Raw genomic sequence first — 19,260 nt, 5'->3', positions numbered from 1 at the left:
GCCGGCGCCGTCACCGTCCCCCGGGAGCCGCGGCTCCCGGGGACGGTCAGTGCGCCAGGACGTCCGCCAGGCTCATCGGCGCGCGCCCGGTGACGCGCTCGACGTCAGGGCTGACGGCGGCCAGCTCGCCGGCGGCGATGGCGGTGTACGTCGACACCCAGGCGTCGAGCTGCCAGTCCGGCGCGTTCCAGCGGCGGCGCGACTCGTACGCCTCGGCGACCGTCTCGTCGTGGAACGCCACCGTGCTGCCGCGGGCGGCGGACAGGAGGCCGGCGACCTCGCTCATCGTCAGCGCCTGCGGCCCGGTGAGATCGTAGGTGACGTCGCGGTGCGCCGCCGGGTCGCGCAGCACCGTCGCCGCGACCCGGGCGACGTCGGCGCGCGCCACGCCCGCCACCCGGCCGTCGCCGGCGGGGCCGCGGATGACGCCGTCGTCGCCGACCATCGCCTCGAAGAAGTCGAGGTAGAGGTTGTCGCGCAGGAAGGTGTGCGCCAGGCCGGTCGCCCTGATCATCGCCTCGGTCGCGTCGTGATCGCGGGCGAGCGTGAAGGTGGCGTCCGGCGCGGCGCCGAAGAACGACGTGTAGACGATGTGCTCGACGCCGGCCGTCCGCGCCGCCTCGATGAACGTGCGGTGCTGGGCGAGCCGCTCGGCGCTCTCCGACGCCGACACCATCAGCAGCGTGCGCACGCCGGCCAGCGCCGCGGCAGCCGCGTCGGCGTCGCCGTAGTCGCAGCTCAGCGCGACGGTGCCCGGCAACCGTGGCGCCCGATCGGGCGAGCGGACCAGCAGCCGGTGGGCCACCGCGGCGTCGGCGAGGTTCCGGGCGACGGCGCCGCCGAGCACACCGGTGGCGCCGGTGACCGCGAGGGGAGGGAGATCGGGCATGAGCCCATCGTGCCTCAGGGCGCGTGCGTCCCCCTAGGGTGGTGGAGGTCCGGCCGAGAGGGAACCGACATGCCCAACCGCCTGCGCGACGCCCGCAGCCCCTACCTGCTGCAGCACGCGGACAACCCGGTCGACTGGTGGGAGTGGGGCGACGACGCGTTCGCCGAGGCGCGCCGCCGCGACGTCCCCGTCCTGCTGAGCGTCGGGTACGCGGCCTGCCACTGGTGCCACGTCATGGCGCACGAGTCGTTCGAGGACGAACGGGTCGCCGCGTATCTCAACGAGCACTTCGTCGCCATCAAGGTCGACCGCGAGGAGCGGCCCGACGTCGACGCCGTCTACATGGAGTCGGTGCAGGCGCTCACCGGACAGGGCGGCTGGCCGATGACCGCGTTCCTCACGCCCGGCGGGAAGCCGTTCTACGCAGGAACGTACTTCCCGCCGCAGCCGCGCCACGGGCTGCCCTCCTTCGGCCAGCTGCTGCAGGCCGTCGACGAGGCGTGGACGCAGCGGCGCGGCGACGTGACGGAGTCCGCGGAGCGCATCGCGGCGGCGCTCGGCGGCGGCGCCAAGGTCGGTGCCGGTGACGGCCCGCCGCAAGCGGACCGGCTCGACGCCGCCGTCGCCCGGCTGACCGGGGAGTTCGACCCGGCTGCCGGCGGGTTCGGCGGCGCGCCCAAGTTCCCGCCGTCGATGGTGCTGGAGTTCCTCCTGCGCCACCACGCGCGCACCGGCGACCGCCGCTCGCTCTCGATGGTCGAGCAGACCTGCGAGCCGATGGCGCGTGGCGGCCTGTACGACCAGCTCGGCGGCGGGTTCGCGCGCTACAGCGTCGACGCCGGGTGGGTCGTGCCGCACTTCGAGAAGATGCTGTACGACAACGCCCTGCTGCTGCGCGTGTACCTGCACCTCTGGCGTGCGACGGGGTCGGCGCCGGCGGCGCGCGTGGTCCGCGAGACCGCCGGGTTCCTGCTGCGCGAGCTGCGCACCGCCGAGGGCGGCTTCGCCAGCTCACTCGACGCCGACTCGCCGCCGGTCGAGGGGGCGGCGCCGGTCGAGGGCGCCTTCTACGTGTGGACGCCGGCCCAGCTGCGCGAGGTCCTGGGCCACGAGGACGGCGACTGGGCGGCCGCGCTGCTCGGCGTCACCGAGTCAGGAACGTTCGAGCACGGCGCGTCGACGCTGCAACTGCTGCGCGAACCGTCGGACGACGAGGCGGACCGGTGGGCGCGCATGCGGCGCCAGCTGTTCGACGCGCGACTGCCGCGGCCGGCGCCGGGACGCGACGACAAGGTCGTGGCGGCGTGGAACGGACTGGCGATCGCCGCTCTGGCCGAGGCGGGCGCGCTGTTCGACGAGCCGTCCTGGGTGTCGGCCGCCGTCGACTGCGCCGACCTGCTGGTGCGGCTGCACCTCGACGAGCGCGGCCGGCTGCTGCGGGTGTCGCGCGACGGCGTCGCCGGGTCGCACGCGGGGGTGCTGGAGGACTACGCCGACGTCGCCGAAGGGCTCCTGGCTCTCGTCGCCGTCACCGGCGACCCGGTCTGGCTGTCGCTCGCCGAGCAGCTCCTCGACGTCGTGCTGGCGCAGTTCCCCGACCCGGACGGCGGCTTCTTCGACACCGGCGACGACGCCACCGACGAACGGCTGGCCGGCCTGCGCCGCCCCCAGGACCCGACCGACAACGCCACGCCGTCCGGCTGGTCGGCGGCGGCCGGCGCGCTGCTCGGGTTCGCCGCATACACCGGCTCGGACCGGCACCGCACCGCCGCCGGCGACGCGCTGCGCATCCACGACACCCTGGCCGCACGGGCGCCTCGGTTCGCCGGCTGGGGACTGGCGGTCGCCGAGGCGTGGCTGGCCGGCCCGGCGGAGGTCGCGGTCGTCGGTCCGGCGGACGATCCCCGGACGGCGGCCTTGTACGCGGCGGCGCTGCGGTCGGGCTCGCCCGGCGCCGTGGTGGTCGCCGGAGACCCGGCCGATCCGGCGACGGCTTCGGTTCCGCTGCTGCGTGATCGGGGTGGGGTGGGTGGGGCGCCGGCCGCGTACGTCTGCCGCGGCTTCGTCTGCGACCTTCCCACGACGGATCCCGAGGGGCTCACGGCCCAGCTCGCGGGTCCCACCGCCTGACGCTCTGCTGGTCCGCCTCGCGGGTGCTGTCCGCCCGCAGCGGAAAGCACTGGCCGCCACCGCGTAATCCTGTAATCATCGAATCATGGAAAGCAACGATGACACCGTCGAGAGGATCCGAGGCTGGCTCACCGGCCGGCTGCCGGACGACTGGTTCGAAGGCCCGGTCGAGGTGACGGTCGACCGCGAGGAGATCACCGTGGTGGGCCGCATCCCGGCGCCCGCCACCGACGACGTCTCCGACGTCGAGCGCGATGCCGCTCTGACCGGCCGCATCGGCGCGTTCCGCGAGAGCACCCGCGAGCGCCGCATCGAGATCGCTCGCGAGCTGGAGCACCGCAGCCGCCGCAAGGTCGCCTGGGGTGTCGACTGCGGCGATCGGCGCGAGCTGTTCACCCGGCTGGCCGCGCCCGTCATGACCCGCCTGCGTCAGCCGGAGCGGCGGGTCCTCGACACCCTGGTCGACGCCGGGGTCGCCCGCTCGCGCTCCGAGGCGCTCGCCTGGTGCGTCCGCCTGGTCTCCAAGAACGCCGACGAGTGGCTGGCCGACCTGCGCCAGGCCCTCACCCACGTCGAGGAGGTCCGGGCCACCGGCCCCACCCCGTGATCAGCCGGCCGGCCGCCGTCGCAGCACGCGAGCGGACTCGCGCCCGGCCCTCGCGGTGCCGAGCGCGGCGATCGTCGCGCCCACGCCGACCAGGATCAGCAGGCTGAGGGCCGGGTTGACCCAGCCGGGCACGAAGTCGGTGACCACGGTGCCTTGCGTGCAGACGGCCCGCAGCGGGAACACCATGCGGCCGTCGAAGTCCGCCGGATGCGGGCAGTCGAACCGAGGGAACCAGGGCACCAGCAAGAACGCCGTCACGAAGTGCAGCACCACAACGCCGCCGAACGCCGCCACCGCCGTGTGGCCGAAGACGGCGGGGGTCAGGAAGTCCTCGCGTCGCCCGGAGCGTCGCGCAGACCGCAGGTGCGACGCGAGCATGATCGATCCGGCCAGTAGCGCGATGAACCCCGCGAGGACGATGCCGGCGAAGAGCGCGAGGCTCTGATACCCCGACACGCCGCGGCCGTACGTCAGGTGGCCGCGACGGCGCCGACGCCGAAGGCGGCGAGCCAGATGCCCACGTGATGGCTGGCGAAGCCGGCCAGCGTGAACGCGTGGAACACCTCGTGGAAGCCGAACCAGCGGGGCGACGGGTTGGGCCGCTTGGTGCCGTAGACGATGGCGCCCAGCGTGTACATGAGCCCCCCGACGATGATCAAGGTGGCGACCGCGGCCCCGCCGTGCGACGCGAACTCCGGCAGCCAGAACACCGCCGCCCAGCCGAGCGCCACGTAGATCGGCACGTAGAGCCAGCGCGGTGCGCCGTCCCAGAACACCCGGAACAGCACGCCGAGCAGCGCGCCCGCCCACACCAGCCAGAGCAGCACCGTCCCGTCGCTCTCCGGCAGGACGAGCAGCGTGAACGGCGTGTAGGTGCCGGCGATGATCAGGAAGATGTTGGCGTGGTCGAACCGGCGCAGCACCGCCTGCGCGCGGGGCGACCAGCGGCCGCGGTGGTAGACGGCGCTGATGCCGAACAGCAGCGCCGCCGTGACGGTGTAGATGGCCGCGCTCACCCGCACCTGGGTGGTCGGCGCCACGATGACCAGCACGACGCCGGCCAGCACCGCGATGGGGAACGTCCCGGCGTGCAGCCAGCCCCGAAGCCGGGGCTTGACCGCGGCGACCGCCTCGCGCACCTGCTCGTCGAACGTCATGAACCCCACGGTACCTGTGAATTCACCGCACATAGGGCGCAGGAGAGTACTCTCGGGCGGGGAGAAACGACGTCCTGATGCTGGAGGTGCATCGGTCGATGGGTCTGTCCGACCTGGTCTACCGCATCTACGGTAAGCGCATCCAGCGGCACCTCGACCGCGGCCGCCTGCCGCAACACGTCGCCGTGCTCATGGACGGCAACCGCCGCTGGGCACGGGCGCTGAGCGCGCCCACGTCGAGCGGGCATCAGGCCGGCGCCGAGAAGGCCCGCGAGTTCCTCGGCTGGTGCGACGAGCTCGACGTCAACGTCGTGACGCTCTGGATGCTGTCGACCGACAACCTCAACCGGCCGGAAGAGGAACTCGTCCCGCTGCTCGGCATCATCGAGAGCCTCATCCAGGACATCGCCGCCACCGGGCGCTGGCGGGTGTACCCGATGGGCGCGCTCGACCTGCTGCCGCCGCGCACCGCCACCGTCATCAAGGAGGCGGCCGACCGCACCCGCGACCTCGACGGCATGCACGTCAACGTCGCGGTCGGGTACGGCGGCCGGCGCGAGATCGCCGACGCCGTCCGGGCGCTGCTGCACGAGCACGCCGCGAAGGGCGCCTCGATCGAGGAGGTGGCCGAGGTGGTCACCGTCGAGGGCATCGCCGAGCACCTCTACACCAAGGGGCAGCCCGACCCCGACCTCGTCATCCGGGCCAGCGGCGAGCAGCGGCTGTCCGGGTTCATGCTGTGGCAGAGCGCGAACTCGGAGTACTACTTCTGCGAGGCTCTCTGGCCCGACTTCCGCCGGGTCGACTTCCTCCGTGCCCTCCGCTCGTACAGCGAGCGCGAACGCCGCTACGGGCGCTGACCCGAGACTAGGCCGCATCCCGGCCGAGGAAGGCGAGCAGCCGCACGTCCGCGGCGTCGCCACCGGTCACGGGGACCGGCGGCGCGAACCGCACCGGCCGGTCCGCGTCGCCGACGAGCAGGCTCGACACCCCGAGCAGCCGAAGCGCGAACGACGGCGGCAGCGGCCGGTCGGCCCCGCAGGCGCGGGCGACGTCCCAGCCGTGCACCGCGATCTCCAGTGCTCCCGCGGCGGCGACCACGCGGGCGGTCACCGACCGGTCCTCGACGGCGACGACGTCCGGCCCGGCGCCGGTCGCGCACCGGGCCAGCAGCAGGCGGGCGCGTTCGCGCAGGGTGCCGACCGGATCGGCCTCGGCCGCGGGGTCGGCCGCGGCCGGTGCGGCGACCCGGCCGGACCCCGTCGCCTCGAGGAGCGCCAGGAGCGAGTCGTTCAGGTGCGCCAGCAACGCCCGCAGATCCCAGCCCGCGCACGGCGTGGGCCGCGACAGCAGCGCCGGCCGGACCAGCCCCAGGCTGACCGTCGCGTAGCCCAGCGCCCGCTCGAGCAGCTCCGCCGCGTCGGCCGGCGGGCGGGTCATGGCAGGACGTCCGGCAGCCCGAACCGCGAGAACAGGCTCACGTCGAAGAACTGCGCCACGTGCGTGAGACCGGCGGCGCCCACCGACACGACCTGGACCGCGAACGGACGGTAGACGCCCTCGGCGTCGCGCAGGTACTGCGCCAGCGCCGGCTGCCCGTTGGCGGACGTGCGGACGATGCGCAGGTCGCCGGCGCGCTTCATGGGGCACTGGAGGAGGATCAGCTCGCCGATGTCGGCCGGGCCGACGAACCAGGCGGCGAACGGCGGCATCTCCCAGACGGCGTCGGCGGTGAGCAGCCGCACGAGCGCGTCGATGTCGTAGGACTCGAAGGCGGTGACGTACCGCTCGAGCAGGTCCTCGCTCTCCGGCGGCAGCGGCTCGACGGCGTCGTCCTCGGACGGCGCGACCTTGTCGAGCTGGGCGTGCGCCCGCTGCAGCATGCTGTTGACGGCGGCGGCGGACGTCTCGAGCAGGTCGGCGACCTCCGCCGCCTTCCAGCGGAGCACGTCGCGCAGCACGAGGACGGCGCGCTGCCGCGGCGGCAGGTGCTGCAGCGCCGCGACCAGCGCCAGCCGGACGCTCTCGCGCGAGGTGACGACGGCCGCGGGGTCGGCGCCGTCGGTGCTGCCGGCCCCGATCGCGACATCGGGCAGCGGCTCCAGCCACGGCACCTCGGCGCGCTCGAGCAGGTCGCCGCCCGGTTCGGTGCTCGGTCCGCCCAGCCCCGTCGGCATCGGCCGGCGGCCGCGGCTCTCCAGCGCGGTGAGGCAGGCGTTGGTCGCGATGCGGTACAGCCAGGTGCGCAGCGACGAGCGGTCCTCGAACCGGTCGTAGGCCCGCCAGGCGCGCAGGTACGTCTCCTGCACGAGGTCCTCGGCGTCGTGGACCGAGCCGAGCATGCGGTAGCAGTGCGCGAGCAGCTCGCGCCGATACGGCTGGGCGAGCTGCTGGAAGTCGCCCGTGGTCTCGCCGGTGGTCGTGCTGTGCACCGTCGCCTCCCTGGTCCTCCGCCGACGATACGCCGCCGAACCGTTCGCCCGGCGATCGTCGGCGATGGACGGGAGGGCCGTGAGCGCGGTGGTCATGCGCGTTCCGCGGCCAGCTCGGCCTGGTGCTCCGGGCTGATCTGGATGATCTGGACGTAGTTGCCGTCCGGGTCGATCGCCGTGGCGAACAGGCTGCCGTCGCGGTCCTCCAGCGGGGCCAGCCAGCTGACGCCCATGGCGTCCAGCCGCGCCACCACGGAGCGAGCGTCGTCGACGTCGAAGTTGAGGATCATGCGACCGGGCTCGGGGTTGGCCGGGCCGACGTCGTCGCGCTGGTCGATCATCAGGTAGAAGTCGCCGTAGCGCAGCATGCGGTAGTCGCCGATGCGCGCGTCGTCGGCCGGGGCGAGCGCGGCGGCGTACCAGATGCCCAGGCGGTCGGGGTCGGTGCTGGACAACAGGATGCTCGCGACGGTGGCGCTGCTCATGGGGTCTCCTCTGGTCGGGCTTGCGTCGAGGTAGACCGCCGGCGGCGGCAAAACTCATCGCGAGTGCGGGCGACGCCCGGCTCAGCGCAGCCGCGGGTCCAGGGCGTCGCGGATGAGGTCGCCGAGCACGATGAAGCTGAGCACCGTCAAGCTCAGGAACAACGACGGGAAGATCAGCAGGTGCGGGGCGGCGGCGAAGTCCGTCGACGCGTTCGAGAGCTGCAGACCCCACGAGATCGCAGGAGCCTGCAGGCCGACGCCGAGGAAGGTGAGGGTCGACTCCACGACGATCACCGTGCCGATGTCGAGCGTCACCATGACCATGATCGGCGTCATCGCGTTCGGCAGCACGTGCCGGCGCAGCAGCCACAGCTTGCCGCCACCCAGCCCGACCGAGGCGCGCACGTAGTCCATGTCGCGGACCTGGATCACGCTCGACCGCATCACCCGGGTCATCGACGGCCAGCGGAACATCGCCAGGACCAGCGCCACCACCCAGATGCTGCGCGCCTCGAACGCCGTCAGCACGACCAGCGCGCCGAGCAGGAACGGGAACCCGAAGAACACGTCCGCGAACCGTGACACGATCGCGTCCACCACGCGGCCGAAGAACCCGGCCAGGCTGCCCAGCACCAGCGACAACACCAGCGTCAGCGCCGTCACCAGCACGCCCACGCTGATCGAGGCGCGGGCGCCGTGCACCACGTTGGCGTAGACGTCGCAGCCCTGCTTGTCGAAGCCGAACGGGTGGCCCGACGCCGGCCCCTCGATGCTGCGCGACAGGTCGCAGACCCGCGGGTCGCCGTTGCCGAACCAGCCGGCGAACAGCTGCGGCGCGACGGCCATCACCAGGAGCACGATCACCAGCAGCGACGCGACGACGAACAGCGGGCGCCGCCGCAGCTCGTGCCAGGCGTCGCCGAGCAGCGTCGACGACTTCGCCGGCGACGGCGGCGGCACCCCGTCGGCGGCGGGCGGACCGGCCGGCCCGGGCTCGGCGGTCGTGATGGCGGACGTGGGATCACTCATGACGGATCCTCGGGTCGAGCACGCCGTAGAGCAGGTCCACGACGAGGTTGGCCAGGAGGAAGATGACGACGAGCACGGTGGCGACCCCGACGACGACCGGTCCCTGCTGCGACGCGATGGACGAGAACAGCAGCTGCCCTACGCCCGGCAGGTTGAAGACGCCCTCGATGATCACGGTCCCGCCGAGCAGGTAGCCCAGGTCGATGCCCAGGAACGTCACGGCCGGGATCAGCGAGTTCCGCAGCACGTGCCGGTACACGACCCGCCGCCGGCTCAGCCCCTTCGCCATCGCCGTCTTCACGTAGTCGGCGCGCAGGTTCTCCAGCATGCTGGCCCGCACCAGCCGGGCCACCGACGCCAGGCCGAAGACCGCCAGGAGGATCGACGGCAGCAGGTAGCTCACCGGCCAGCCCTCGTCGATGCCGGACACCGGGACGACGCCCAGCCTGACGCCGAACACGATCTGCGCGGTGTAGGCGAGCACGAACACCGGGATCGAGATCACGGCGACGGTGAAGAACAGCACGGTGTGGTCCAGCCATGTGCCCTTGCGCAGCGCCGTCAGCACGCCCAGCCCGATGCCGACGACCACCTGGATCACCCACGCCGTCAGCGCCAGCCTGATCGTCACCGGCCAGCGCTGCCCCATGAGGTCGGCGACCGGGCGGCCGTTGAAGTCGGTGCCGAGGTCGCCGGTGAACAGGTGGCCCAGGTATTTCACGTACTGCAGCAGCACCGGGTCGTCGAGGTTGAACTGAGCGCGCATCGCGTTGACGACGCTCTCCGGCAGCTGCCGGTCGCCGCCCAGGGCGCGGATCGGGTCTCCGGGCAGCGCGTAGACCGCGAGGTAGATGAGCAGCGTGACGCCGAAGAAGACGACCACCAGCTGCAACAGGCGCCCGACGACGTACTTGCCCATGCCCGGCGGCCTCAGCCGCGCCGCGCCGCGTGGGCCGCGGTGACGAGGATGGCGGCGTACTGCACGGCTGCCAGCCTGCCGTAGGCGATGGCCTCCGCGGGGGTCACTCGCGCGGCTTCGGCGGCCCACTGCTCGTAGAGGGCGTCCATGGCGGCGCGCTGTTCCCGGATGGCCGGTGTGCCGTTGCCGATGGCCAGCTCGCCGTCCAGTGCCCGCAGCAGTGTCCCGCCCCAGCGCAGCCGGAACATGTGCACCGTGTCGAGACAGCCGAACCGCTCGGACACCGACGCCGGCCGCTGCGAGTCGGGGTGGCCGGCCCGGTGCTCGCTCTGCTTGGCGGCTTTGGCCAGCATCGGCACGAACGCCTCGGACGAGCGCAGGAACGGCGACTGGGCCGTGAGGTCGGGCCGGGCCGCGGTGAGGATGCGGTCCAGCCGGGTGTGGATGTCGCGCAGCCCCTCGGCCTGCTCGCGCAGCACGTCGGCGTAGGTCCGGGTGAGCAGGGTGTCGTCGTCGGCGTCGGGGTGGGTCCAGTACGGCATCTCGGTGACCAGCGTCAACGTGCCGTACTTGGCGGCGTAGGCCGCGCTGGATCCGCCCGCCTGCCGATCCGTCGGGTCCAGCCCGGCGGCCTCGGCGAAGTCGTACTGGTCCTCGCTGCGGATCATCCCGAAGATCGCCGGGGCGTAGCGCTCGACGTACGGCGCCTCGGGCTCACCGGTGTCCAGCGGCAGGCCGACGTCGGCGGCGATCCTGTGCAGCAGCGGGTAGAGCTCCGGCTCCGGGCTGGACAGGTAGTAATAGACGCCGCCGTACTCGCCGTTGTGCAGTGAGCACATGAACGCCGGCCGGGTGTCGTCGATCAGCCGCATCAGGGCGACCGTCTCCGGCATCATCCGGTCGAAGTACGCGTCCTTGTAGGCGAACGGGAACGTCCACTCGACCTGCTCGTCCGGGGCCGGACGGTAGAAGCGGCGGCCGTACGCCGACCGGGTCAGCGGGCCGCGGAACCAGCCCTCGTTGAGCCGCATGCCGTCGGGGTCGATGCACGGCACGATGTGCCAGGTGTAACCCATCCGGTCCAGCAGCTCGCGGTCGGTGGTCAGCCGCTCGATCAGGTGCAGCGCGGTGATGTTGCCGATCGGCTCGTTCGGGTGCACGCCGCCGAAGACGACGGCGTGCCGGTCCGCGGTGCCGATCGTGATCGCCTCGATCGGCTCGCCGAGCCGCGACGTACCCACCCGGCGGATCCGGGTCACCTCCGGGTGGGCCGCGTGGGTGCGCTGGAGCGCGGCGGCCAGCTCGTCGACCGTGGGGAACGCGTCGGCCTCCGGCTGTACCCGTAGTGCCTCGTCGACCAGGTGGGACGTCGGGATCGTCACTCTGCTGTGCCCTTCTCTGCCTGCTGTCGTTCGCGTGCCGCGATCAGTTGACGACGACCTCGTTGAGCTCGACCTGGTCGAAGCCGATGATCACGTTGGAGACGTTGCTGCTGTGGGCGTAGACGTACTTGGCGTAGAACAGCGGCACGATCGGGAAGTCCTCGATGATCCGCTGCTCGGCCGCCTTGTACAGGTCGGTCGCCTCTTCCAGCGACGGTGCCGCGTCGGCCTGCGTGATGAGCGCGTCGACCTCGGGGTTGGCGTAGCTGCCGCCACCCTCACGGCCGTCGCCGTTGGTGCTGAACACGGACGTCAGCAGGCTCTGCATGCTCGGGTACAGCGAGCCCCAGCCGCCGCGGAACGGGCCGGTCGCCTGCTGGTTGCGCAGCGCGTCGAGGAACTGGACGAAGCCCGGCTGGCTCTTCGTCGTGACCTCCTCGATGCCGAGGTTCTGCCGGATCTGGTTGGCCAGCGCCTCGAACGTCTGGTCGTAGCCGACGCCGCCCGGGAACCAGATCTCCATCGGTCCCTCCCAGCCGCCGGCCTCGGCCAGCAGCTCCTTGGCCCGGTCGGGGTCGAACTCGCAGAACTCGCCGCACATGCCCTCGGTGCCGCCGCCCGGGGCGGACGGGCCGTGGTACGACGTCGCCGGCGTGTACAGCCCGCCGAAGATCGCCTCGTTGACGGCGTCGCGGTCGATCGACATCGAGACCGCCTGACGCACCCGCGGGTCCTGGAATCGTGGGTCCCACAGCGGGAAGCCCAGCCAGTCCAGCCGGATCGCGTTGAACGCGACGTAGCTGTCCGGGAAGTCGGTCGTGACCTGCTTGTACTTCTCCTGCGGCACCGACACGATGTCGACCGCGCCGCCGATGGCATCGGTGTAGGCCGTGGTGGTGTCGCTGTAGATGCGGAACGTGATGCCGTCGGCGTTCGGCCGCGGGCCCTGGTAGTCCTCGTACCGGGTCACCGACAGCGCGACGTCGTGCTCCCACGAGCCGTCGATCTGGAACGGCCCGTTCCCGACCGGCGCCTCGTTGAACGCGTCGAAGTCCTCGAACGCGACCTCGGGCAGCGGGTACCAGCCCGGCTGGCCGAGCTTGTAGGGGAACTGGCTGTCGGCCGCCTTCAGCGTCACCCGCAGCGTGTTCTCGTCGACCACCTCGACGCCCGACAGCGCGTCGGTGGCGGGCGTGCCCTCGGCCGGGTTCAGCTCGTCCCAGCCGACGACGTTCGACAGCTGGGCGTTGTTGGCCCAGGCGTTGGGTCCGTACGCCGTGGCGTTCCAGGCGTCGGCGTAGCTCTGCGCCGTCACCGGCGTGCCGTCGTGGAACGTCCAGTCCGGCTTGACGGCGATGGTCCAGACGACGTTGTCGTCGCTCTCGATCGACTCGGCGTGCAGCAGTTGCGGCTCGCTCTGGTCGCCGAACTTGACGAGGCCGGAGAAGAGCGCGTGCATCTCGTCGAACGCGCCCTGGGCTCGGCCCGGGATGAGGAAGTCCGGCTCGTCGATGCCGACGGAGAACGTGCCGCCAGTGCTCTCGCCGGCGCCGGCGCCGTCGCCGCTGCCGGCACTGGTGTCGCCGTCGTCGTCGGAGCCGCCGCCACATGCGGTGACGGTGAGGAGAGCAGCACCGACAGCGAGTGCTGTGAGCCGTTGCCACATGCGCATGGTCACCTCTCGGGGTGTGCCGCGGGCAGTCTCGGTGCCCGTTCGCTTGAAGTGTGGGTGAATCTAGTGACACGCTGAACTTTCAAGCAAGAGATATTCTGTCCGAAGTTTCAGAAGTTACTGAGACTTTACAGCCGGCGTCGACGGGCGGCACATGCCCCGAACGCCGTTGGCCTGCGCTGTCGCCGCCTACTGGCGGTCGCCGGTGGTCATGGCCCACCATGTGGGCCGAGGGAGGTTTCATGGCGGACGATGCGGCGCGACTCGACTTCTTCGTCGAGGAGCTGGGGCTGCTCTTCGAGAAACTGGGACATCGCCGTATGGACGGCCGCGTCCTCGGATACCTCATGCTCAGCACAGCGCCGTACGTCTCGACCGCTGAGCTGATGAGCGAGCTCGGCGCCAGCGCCGGCTCGATCTCCTCCGCCACGCGGGCGCTGTCCGACCCAGGCTTCATTCGCCGCGTTCCCGTCGCCGGCTCCCGCAGCCACTTCTATCGCGCCGACGAGGATGTCTGGGGCGCCTTCCTCTCCTCGGAGCACCGCTTCTTCGCCCTTCGCCGAAGGCTCGCCAACTCCGTCCTCGCCGCGTTGGAACCGGAGAATGAGCTCGTCCGGAAGCGCATGGAGAACATGCACGACTACTTCGAGTGGCTCGAGACCTACCACCAGAAGATGTACGGGGACTGGGAGGCCTACAAAGCCGCCCGCGACCGCGACCGCGACCGCGAGCGCGACGCGACCTGACCGGCCGGTCGCGCCCGGGGCCCGGTGTCGCCGTTCTCCAGGCGGCCGCGGTTCTGTCGTCCGCCGGCCTGTCATCGGTGTCCATGCTGTGAGATTTTCCGGCGATTCGGGGGCCATGCCTAGGACTGTGTTCGCTCTGCGAGGCATGCATGCCTGATGGAGCGTGAGCACACCTGCTGAACGTGATCATTTCCGGGAGGGTTGGCCCGGGGACGGCGGTCGTGTGGGGCCACGGGTCGGGGTCGGCGGGCGGGCCTGGACCACGCCAGCGGAGCCCGAGGTGTGTCCAGACTCGCCCCGTCCCCCTGATAGCTGCCAGGTTCTTGGCCGCGGAATCGCGGGTCAAGCGGTCCTTCGCCGGCGCGAAGCGCCCAATGGTCCGCTGGAGGCGCGGTTGCGCGGCTGAGAACATGGGCAGCAGGGGGACGGCGAGCGGCGCGAACCCAATGAACGTCCACCCGGCCCACGGAACGCCGGCCGACCAGGCCGGCCGACCAGGCCGGCCGAGCCAACGAGTCCGCATGGCCGATCGAGTGCGCCAGGCCGACCAGCCGACCCGAGTCGCTTGGACGGGGCATCTGCCTCACCGAACGATTCAGCCCGATCCGGAACCAGGACAACCAGCGGCGATACCGCACCGTGTGCGGAGAATGCGCACGATCGACCGCTTGTCCGGCCGATCCGTCCGGCCAGAGCGCCGACCGGCGAAACACATCGTTCACGGGCCGTTAAGGCGTGTCCTATCGCTCGGATCATGCCTGGCGGTAATCTTGGCAGTGGCGGACGGTGAGTAGCCGGCCGTCCGGGAGGCCCGTCCTACGTGCTGACACCATGGCGCGAACGGAGGGCCGGCACCCGGCCCAGTGGGCTCGGTCCCGGCACTCCGCGCGACACAGACGCCTGATCCGTCAGGGTGCACTCAGGCGTGAGGGAGACGGACGTGGCCGCTTCCAAGAATCAGAACCCCCGTCGTCGCACCACCCGGCAGGAGCCGGCTCGCCGCACCTACGTGCTCGATACGAGCGTGCTGCTGGCCGACCCGTACGCGATTCTCCGCTTCGCGGAGCACGAGGTCGTCCTGCCGATCGTGGTGATCACCGAACTCGAGGCCAAGCGCCACCATCCCGAGCTGGGATATTTCGCGCGAGCAGCATTGCGGCTGCTCGACGAGAAGCGGGTGGAGCATGGGCGCCTCGACGACCCCATACCGGTCGGCGACGACGACGGCACGGTGCGCGTGGAGCTCAATCACACCGATCCCGAGGTGCTGCCGGCCGGGTTCCGGCTCGGCGACAACGACTCCCGCATCCTCGCGGTGGCCCGCAACCTGGCCGCCGAGGGCCACGATGTGACGCTGGTGTCGAAGGACCTGCCCATGCGGGTCAAGGCGTCCTCGGTCGGGCTGCACGCCGAGGAGTACCGCGCCGAGACGGTCATCGAGTCCGGATGGACGGGAATGGCCGAGCTCGAGGTGGCCGGCAGCCTGCTCGACGAGCTGTACGAGAACGGGTACGCCGACCTCGAGGAGGCGCGCGAGCTGCCCTGCCACACGGGCCTGGTGCTGCACAGCGAGCGCGGCAGCGGCCTGGGGCGCATGACGGCGGACAAACGGATCAAGCTGGTCCGCGGCGACCGTGAGGCGTTCGGGCTGCACGGACGGTCCGCCGAGCAGCGCATCGCACTCGACCTGCTGCTCGACGAGGAGGTCGGCATCGTCTCCATGGGCGGGCGGGCCGGCACGGGCAAGTCGGCGCTGGCGTTGTGCGCCGGCCTCGAGGCGGTCATGGAGCGCCGGCTGCACAAGAAGGTCGTCGTGTTCCGGCCGCTGTACGCGGTCGGCGGCCAGGACCTCGGCTACCTGCCGGGCAGCGAGTCGGAGAAGATGAACCCCTGGGCGCAGGCGGTCTTCGACACCCTCGGCGCGCTGACCACGCAGGACGTCATCGACGAGGTGGTCGAGCGGGGCATGCTCGAGGTGCTGCCGCTGACCCACATCCGCGGCCGGTCGCTGCACGACGCCTTCGTCATCGTCGACGAGGCGCAGTCGCTGGAGCGCAACGTGCTGCTGACCGTCCTGTCGCGCATCGGCAGCAACTCCCGCGTCGTCCTGACGCACGACGTCGGGCAGCGCGACAACCTTCGCGTCGGCCGGCACGACGGCGTCGTCGCAGTGGCGGAGAAGCTCAAGGGGCACCCGTTGTTCGCGCACATCACGCTGACCCGGTCGGAGCGGTCCCCGATCGCCGCCCTGGTCACCGAGATGCTGGAGCGCACGCCCGGGTGAGCGACGTCTCATTTCGTTGACTCGTCAGCTATTTCCGGAACTCCCGTGTCGCCGGATCCGCCGGTTCGGTGACACGGGAGTTCTCGCTGTTCAGGCCGCATGAAACCGGCACAAATCGACGGAGTCCGCGTCAGTTCGCGCGGAGCGTCCCTGCATAGCCGTGGAGCGTCACGATGGCCCGTGTGACACGCCGTCGAGTTGGCAACGATCACGATTCCATTGCAGGGTGGTGGGGCCCAACAGGAAGGTACCCCCGCTCGTGCATCGAAGACGCAGGCGCCTGCGCCGAGTCGCAGCAGGCCTCGGCATCCTCGCATCGATCACCGTCCTCGCCACCCTTCTCACCGGGTGGCTCGTCGATTCCCCCGGCTCCGGAACCACCGCGTTGAGCACGCAGCAGCAGCAACAACAGCTGACGCTTCCTCAGGTCGGCGCCCGGGCCGCCGAGCCGGACCGGCCCTCCCTGGAGGAGGACCTCGCCGCGGCCGCCCAGGCGCAGGTGCAGGCCGAGGCCGAGGCCGCCCAGGCCAAGGCGGAAGCCGAAGCCAAGGCGAAGGCCGAGGCCGAAGCGGCCGCCGCCGCGGAAGCCGCCCGTCAGGCCGCGGCCGAGGAGGCCGCCCGGTCGCTGGAGCGCGCCGTCGAGGACCCGCAGTCGGCCGCCCGCACCCTCATGGCCGACTACGGCTGGGGCGACGACCAGTTCCAGTGCCTCGACAACCTGTGGACCCGCGAGTCCAACTGGCGGCACACGGCCGAGAACCCGTCGTCCGGGGCGTACGGCATCCCGCAGTCGCTGCCGCCGGAGAAGATGTCCCGGTTCGGCGACGACTACCTCAGCAACCCGGTGACCCAGATCGAGTGGGGTCTCTGGTACATCGAGGGCCGGTACGGCGACCCGTGCGGCGCGTGGGCGCACTCTGAGTCCGTCGGCTGGTACTGACGGCCGGCAGCAGCAACGACGAACCCCCGGCACCGCACCCGGTGCCGGGGGTTCGTGTCGTCAGGGGACGGGTCAGGCGGACGGCGGGCGGGTCATGCTCAGCACGTCGAGCGCCTGGTCCAGCTGGTCCTCGGAGAGCTTGCCGTCGGCGACGTAGCCGCGCTCGACGACGACCTCGCGGATGGTCTTCCGCTCGGACAGCGCCTGCTTGGCGACCTTGGCCGCCTCTTCGTAGCCGATGTAGCGGTTCAGCGGCGTGACGATGGACGGCGACGACTCGGCGTACTCGCGGCAGCGCTCCTCGTTGGCCTCGATGCCGGCGACACACCGGTCGGCGAACAGCCGCGAGATGTTGGCCAGCAACCGGACCGACTCGAGCACGTTGCGCGCGATGACCGGCAGCATGACGTTGAGCTCGAAGTTGCCGGCCGCGCCCGCGAACGCCACCGTGGCGTCGTTGCCGACCACCTGGGCCGACACCATGCACAGCGCTTCGGGGATGACCGGGTTCACCTTGCCCGGCATGATCGACGAGCCGGGCTGGAGGTCGGGCAGCGCGATCTCGGCCAGGCCGGCACGCGGGCCCGAGCCCATCCAGCGGACGTCGTTGGAGATCTTGTAGAGCGACACCGCGATGGTGCGCAGCTGTCCGGACAGCTCGACCAGGCCGTCGCGGGCGCCCTGCGCCTCGAAGTGGTTGCGGGCCTCGGTGAACAGCAGCCCGGAGTCGGTGGCGATGCGCCCGATGACGGCCGAGGCGAACCCGGGCGGCGTGTTGATGCCGGTGCCGACGGCGGTGCCGCCCAGCGGGACCTCGGCGACCCGCGGCAGCACGGCCTCGAGCCGCTCGACGCCGTAGGAGACCTGGGCCGCGTAGCCGCCGAACTCTTGGCCGAGCGTGACCGGGGTGGCGTCCATCAGGTGCGTGCGCCCGCTCTTGACGACCGAGACGAACTCGACGGCCTTGCGCGAGAGTTCGCCCTCGAGGTGTCGCAGCGCCGGGATGAGGTCCTCCACCACGGCGCGCGTGGCGGCGATGTGAATGGCCGTGGGGAACACGTCATTGCTCGACTGCGACGCGTTGACGTGGTCGTTCGGGTGCACGGGCCGGCCCAGCCGCTCGGTGGCGATCGTGGCGATGACCTCGTTGGTGTTCATGTTGCTCGACGTGCCGGACCCGGTCTGGAAGACGTCGATGGGGAAGTGGGGGTCGTGGTCGCCGTTCGCGACGTCGGCCGCGGCCTCCTGGATGGCCTTCGCGATGTCGCCGTCGAGCACCCCGAGCTCGGCGTTGACCTGGGCCGCCGCGCCCTTGATCGAGGCCAGCGCGCGGATGAGCGCACCCTCGATCGGCGTGCCGGAGATCGGGAAGTTCTCGACGGCGCGCTGGGTCTGCGCGCGGTACTTCGCCGCCGCGGGAACCCGTACCTCGCCCATGGTGTCGTGTTCGATGCGGTACTCCTGGTCGCTCATGTGCCCATCATGGTCGACCGGGCGTGCCCGTGGTGTCCCGGGGTGCTCCCCCGGACGTGGTCGCCGCGCCGTCGCGTACCCCCTCGGGTGACCCCGTGTCCGGGTCCAGATCGGGGGATATCCGAGTGATCGACGGCACATTGCCATGCAGTATGTGAGGTAGGCATACTCGGCCTATAAAGAATGAGCCTTCGTTTTACGAGGACCCAGGGAGGGACGGGGCGGGCACCCCCACCGCGGCACGTCGCCCCGGCACGACATGGCCTTCGACATCCGCGACTACACCCGAACGTCCCGCGCCGTGCAATGGCAGGACCTGCCGCTGCACGAGTTCCGGACCGACCCCCTGCCGCCCGAGACGTTGCGCAGCCTCCGCTACATGTGCGACGTCGAGTACCACACCGTCTGCTACCTGCGCGACATGCTCGTCACGCCGTCGCACAAGGATCCGCAGGTCACGGCGTTCATGACCATGTGGAACATGGAGGAGTTCTGGCACGGCGAGGCGCTCGCCGAGGTGCTGGAGCTGCACGGCCAGACCATCGACTACGACCACCTCAAGGCGACCCGGCTGAAGATGGGCTGGCGCGACAAACTCGACCCGATCAAGCAGTCCCTGCTGGCCAACGTGGTCGGCCAGGACTTCGTGGCCGTCCACATGATCTGGGGCGCGGCCAACGAGTGGTCGGCGATCACGGCGTACAACCGGCTGGCCCAGCTGGAGAAGCACCCCGTCCTCGCCGAGCTGCTCCAGCGCATCGCGAAGCAGGAGGCGCGGCACGTCGCGTTCTACGCCACCCAGGCCCGCGACCGGCTGGCCCGCAGCAGGAAGGCGCAGAAGATCGCCTGGTTCGCGCTGCGGAAGTTCTGGGGCCCGGTCGGCTCCGGCGTCATGGCCGAGACGGAGGTGCGGCACGTGCTGCGCCATCTCATGAGCGGCCCGGACGGCCGGCGCGCGGCGCGCAGCATCGACGAGCACATCGGGCGGATGCCGGGCCTGTCCGGCCTGCGCATCGTCGAGGACGCGCTGGAGGCGCGCGGCGTGCCGGCCTGACGCGCCGCTCCCCTGGGAATGATCACGTTAAGGGGGTGCCTTCACGCTCCACCGGGCATGC

At 71.4% G+C, this 19,260-nt stretch carries 18 protein-coding genes; 7 read left to right on the top strand and 11 right to left on the bottom strand.

Annotation, left to right across the window (positions count from 1 at the left end):
• Nucleotides 1-46: 46 nt before the first annotated feature.
• Complete coding sequence (locus tag DZA62_RS15940) at nucleotides 47-889, bottom strand: NAD(P)H-binding protein (RefSeq protein ID WP_116949906.1); 843 nt, start codon at nucleotides 887-889, stop codon at nucleotides 47-49.
• A gap of 69 nt (nucleotides 890-958) precedes the next feature.
• Between DZA62_RS15940 and DZA62_RS15935 the strand changes: the two genes are divergently transcribed.
• Together DZA62_RS15935 and DZA62_RS15930 are read left to right on the top strand one after the other, a co-directional pair.
• Nucleotides 959-3,019: a thioredoxin domain-containing protein gene (locus DZA62_RS15935; protein WP_116950120.1), complete on the top strand. Its 2,061-nt coding sequence runs from the start codon at nucleotides 959-961 to the stop codon at nucleotides 3,017-3,019.
• Between the two features lie 85 nt (nucleotides 3,020-3,104).
• A complete protein-coding gene (locus tag DZA62_RS15930; RefSeq protein WP_116949905.1) occupies nucleotides 3,105-3,626 on the top strand; it encodes a hypothetical protein in 522 nt (173 codons plus the stop codon).
• On the opposite strand, the gene DZA62_RS15925 is transcribed toward DZA62_RS15930, so the two are convergent.
• Both DZA62_RS15925 and trhA read right to left on the bottom strand, forming a co-directional pair.
• Nucleotides 3,627-4,082, bottom strand: coding sequence for a hypothetical protein (locus DZA62_RS15925; protein WP_116949904.1), 456 nt, complete (start codon nucleotides 4,080-4,082; stop codon nucleotides 3,627-3,629). It lies immediately after the preceding gene.
• A gap of 14 nt (nucleotides 4,083-4,096) precedes the next feature.
• Nucleotides 4,097-4,783 (bottom strand): PAQR family membrane homeostasis protein TrhA, encoded by a 687-nt coding sequence (gene trhA / locus DZA62_RS15920; protein ID WP_116949903.1) that lies wholly within the window; start codon nucleotides 4,781-4,783, stop codon nucleotides 4,097-4,099.
• A gap of 98 nt (nucleotides 4,784-4,881) precedes the next feature.
• Between trhA and DZA62_RS15915 the strand changes: the two genes are divergently transcribed.
• Nucleotides 4,882-5,643, top strand: a complete 762-nt coding sequence (locus tag DZA62_RS15915) for an isoprenyl transferase (protein ID WP_116950119.1) — start codon at nucleotides 4,882-4,884, stop codon at nucleotides 5,641-5,643.
• 7 nt (nucleotides 5,644-5,650) lie between these two features.
• On the opposite strand, the gene DZA62_RS15910 is transcribed toward DZA62_RS15915, so the two are convergent.
• From DZA62_RS15910 to DZA62_RS15880, 7 genes are all read right to left on the bottom strand, one after another.
• A complete protein-coding gene (locus DZA62_RS15910) occupies nucleotides 5,651-6,223 on the bottom strand; it encodes a TIGR03086 family metal-binding protein (protein ID WP_116949902.1) in 573 nt (190 codons plus the stop codon).
• On the bottom strand, nucleotides 6,220-7,311 hold the full coding sequence (locus DZA62_RS15905; RefSeq protein ID WP_116949901.1) for a sigma-70 family RNA polymerase sigma factor: 1,092 nt from the start codon (nucleotides 7,309-7,311) through the stop codon (nucleotides 6,220-6,222). The genes DZA62_RS15910 and DZA62_RS15905 overlap by 4 nt, the downstream gene beginning before the upstream one ends.
• Complete coding sequence (locus DZA62_RS15900) at nucleotides 7,308-7,700, bottom strand: VOC family protein (protein ID WP_116949900.1); 393 nt, start codon at nucleotides 7,698-7,700, stop codon at nucleotides 7,308-7,310. The genes DZA62_RS15905 and DZA62_RS15900 overlap by 4 nt, the downstream gene beginning before the upstream one ends.
• A gap of 81 nt (nucleotides 7,701-7,781) precedes the next feature.
• Nucleotides 7,782-8,729 (bottom strand): ABC transporter permease, encoded by a 948-nt coding sequence (locus DZA62_RS15895; RefSeq protein WP_116949899.1) that lies wholly within the window; start codon nucleotides 8,727-8,729, stop codon nucleotides 7,782-7,784.
• Nucleotides 8,722-9,648 carry an ABC transporter permease gene (locus DZA62_RS15890; RefSeq protein ID WP_116949898.1) on the bottom strand — a complete coding sequence of 309 codons (927 nt, stop codon included), beginning with the start codon at nucleotides 9,646-9,648 and terminating at the stop codon, nucleotides 8,722-8,724. The genes DZA62_RS15895 and DZA62_RS15890 overlap by 8 nt, the downstream gene beginning before the upstream one ends.
• 11 nt (nucleotides 9,649-9,659) lie before the next feature.
• Complete coding sequence (locus DZA62_RS15885) at nucleotides 9,660-11,030, bottom strand: M14 family zinc carboxypeptidase (protein WP_116949897.1); 1,371 nt, start codon at nucleotides 11,028-11,030, stop codon at nucleotides 9,660-9,662.
• A 43-nt stretch (nucleotides 11,031-11,073) separates the two neighbouring features.
• A complete protein-coding gene (locus tag DZA62_RS15880; RefSeq protein ID WP_198663831.1) occupies nucleotides 11,074-12,702 on the bottom strand; it encodes a peptide ABC transporter substrate-binding protein in 1,629 nt (542 codons plus the stop codon).
• Between the two features lie 242 nt (nucleotides 12,703-12,944).
• Between DZA62_RS15880 and DZA62_RS15875 the strand changes: the two genes are divergently transcribed.
• From DZA62_RS15875 to DZA62_RS15865, 3 genes are all read left to right on the top strand, one after another.
• On the top strand, nucleotides 12,945-13,448 hold the full coding sequence (locus DZA62_RS15875) for a GbsR/MarR family transcriptional regulator (protein ID WP_157987706.1): 504 nt from the start codon (nucleotides 12,945-12,947) through the stop codon (nucleotides 13,446-13,448).
• 940 nt (nucleotides 13,449-14,388) lie between these two features.
• Nucleotides 14,389-15,732, top strand: a complete 1,344-nt coding sequence (locus DZA62_RS15870) for a PhoH family protein (RefSeq protein ID WP_116949894.1) — start codon at nucleotides 14,389-14,391, stop codon at nucleotides 15,730-15,732.
• Nucleotides 15,733-16,117: 385 nt separating this feature from the next.
• Entirely contained in the window at nucleotides 16,118-16,672 is a 555-nt protein-coding gene (locus DZA62_RS15865; RefSeq protein ID WP_116949893.1) for an aggregation-promoting factor C-terminal-like domain-containing protein, read from the top strand.
• A gap of 72 nt (nucleotides 16,673-16,744) precedes the next feature.
• Here DZA62_RS15865 and DZA62_RS15860 read toward each other — a convergent pair whose 3' ends face one another.
• Nucleotides 16,745-18,145, bottom strand: coding sequence for a class II fumarate hydratase (locus DZA62_RS15860; protein WP_116949892.1), 1,401 nt, complete (start codon nucleotides 18,143-18,145; stop codon nucleotides 16,745-16,747).
• 259 nt (nucleotides 18,146-18,404) lie between these two features.
• On the opposite strand from DZA62_RS15860, the gene DZA62_RS15855 reads away from it, so the two are divergent.
• Nucleotides 18,405-19,199: a ferritin-like domain-containing protein gene (locus DZA62_RS15855; protein WP_116949891.1), complete on the top strand. Its 795-nt coding sequence runs from the start codon at nucleotides 18,405-18,407 to the stop codon at nucleotides 19,197-19,199.
• Nucleotides 19,200-19,260 lie beyond the last annotated feature (61 nt).

Origin of the sequence: Jiangella endophytica, from assembly GCF_003427025.1 — a bacterium.
GTDB classification, from domain to species: domain Bacteria; phylum Actinomycetota; class Actinomycetes; order Jiangellales; family Jiangellaceae; genus Jiangella; species Jiangella endophytica.
The sequence above is the reverse complement of the archived record's forward strand: the minus strand, read 5'-3'. Positions and strand labels throughout refer to the sequence as shown.

Bases quoted from the DNA above. Each gene is read 5' to 3' on its own strand.
- DZA62_RS15940 (WP_116949906.1), bottom strand. From the start codon at position 889: ATGCCCGATCTCCCTCCCCTCGCGGTCACCGGCGCCACCGGTGTGCTC.
- DZA62_RS15935 (WP_116950120.1), top strand. From the start codon at position 959: ATGCCCAACCGCCTGCGCGACGCCCGCAGCCCCTACCTGCTGCAGCAC.
- DZA62_RS15930 (WP_116949905.1), top strand. From the start codon at position 3,105: ATGGAAAGCAACGATGACACCGTCGAGAGGATCCGAGGCTGGCTCACC.
- trhA (WP_116949903.1), bottom strand. From the start codon at position 4,783: ATGACGTTCGACGAGCAGGTGCGCGAGGCGGTCGCCGCGGTCAAGCCC.
- DZA62_RS15915 (WP_116950119.1), top strand. From the start codon at position 4,882: ATGGGTCTGTCCGACCTGGTCTACCGCATCTACGGTAAGCGCATCCAG.
- DZA62_RS15910 (WP_116949902.1), bottom strand. From the start codon at position 6,223: ATGACCCGCCCGCCGGCCGACGCGGCGGAGCTGCTCGAGCGGGCGCTG.
- DZA62_RS15905 (WP_116949901.1), bottom strand. From the start codon at position 7,311: ATGACCACCGCGCTCACGGCCCTCCCGTCCATCGCCGACGATCGCCGG.
- DZA62_RS15900 (WP_116949900.1), bottom strand. From the start codon at position 7,700: ATGAGCAGCGCCACCGTCGCGAGCATCCTGTTGTCCAGCACCGACCCC.
- DZA62_RS15895 (WP_116949899.1), bottom strand. From the start codon at position 8,729: ATGAGTGATCCCACGTCCGCCATCACGACCGCCGAGCCCGGGCCGGCC.
- DZA62_RS15890 (WP_116949898.1), bottom strand. From the start codon at position 9,648: ATGGGCAAGTACGTCGTCGGGCGCCTGTTGCAGCTGGTGGTCGTCTTC.
- DZA62_RS15880 (WP_198663831.1), bottom strand. From the start codon at position 12,702: ATGCGCATGTGGCAACGGCTCACAGCACTCGCTGTCGGTGCTGCTCTC.
- DZA62_RS15875 (WP_157987706.1), top strand. From the start codon at position 12,945: ATGGCGGACGATGCGGCGCGACTCGACTTCTTCGTCGAGGAGCTGGGG.
- DZA62_RS15860 (WP_116949892.1), bottom strand. From the start codon at position 18,145: ATGAGCGACCAGGAGTACCGCATCGAACACGACACCATGGGCGAGGTA.
- DZA62_RS15855 (WP_116949891.1), top strand. From the start codon at position 18,405: ATGGCCTTCGACATCCGCGACTACACCCGAACGTCCCGCGCCGTGCAA.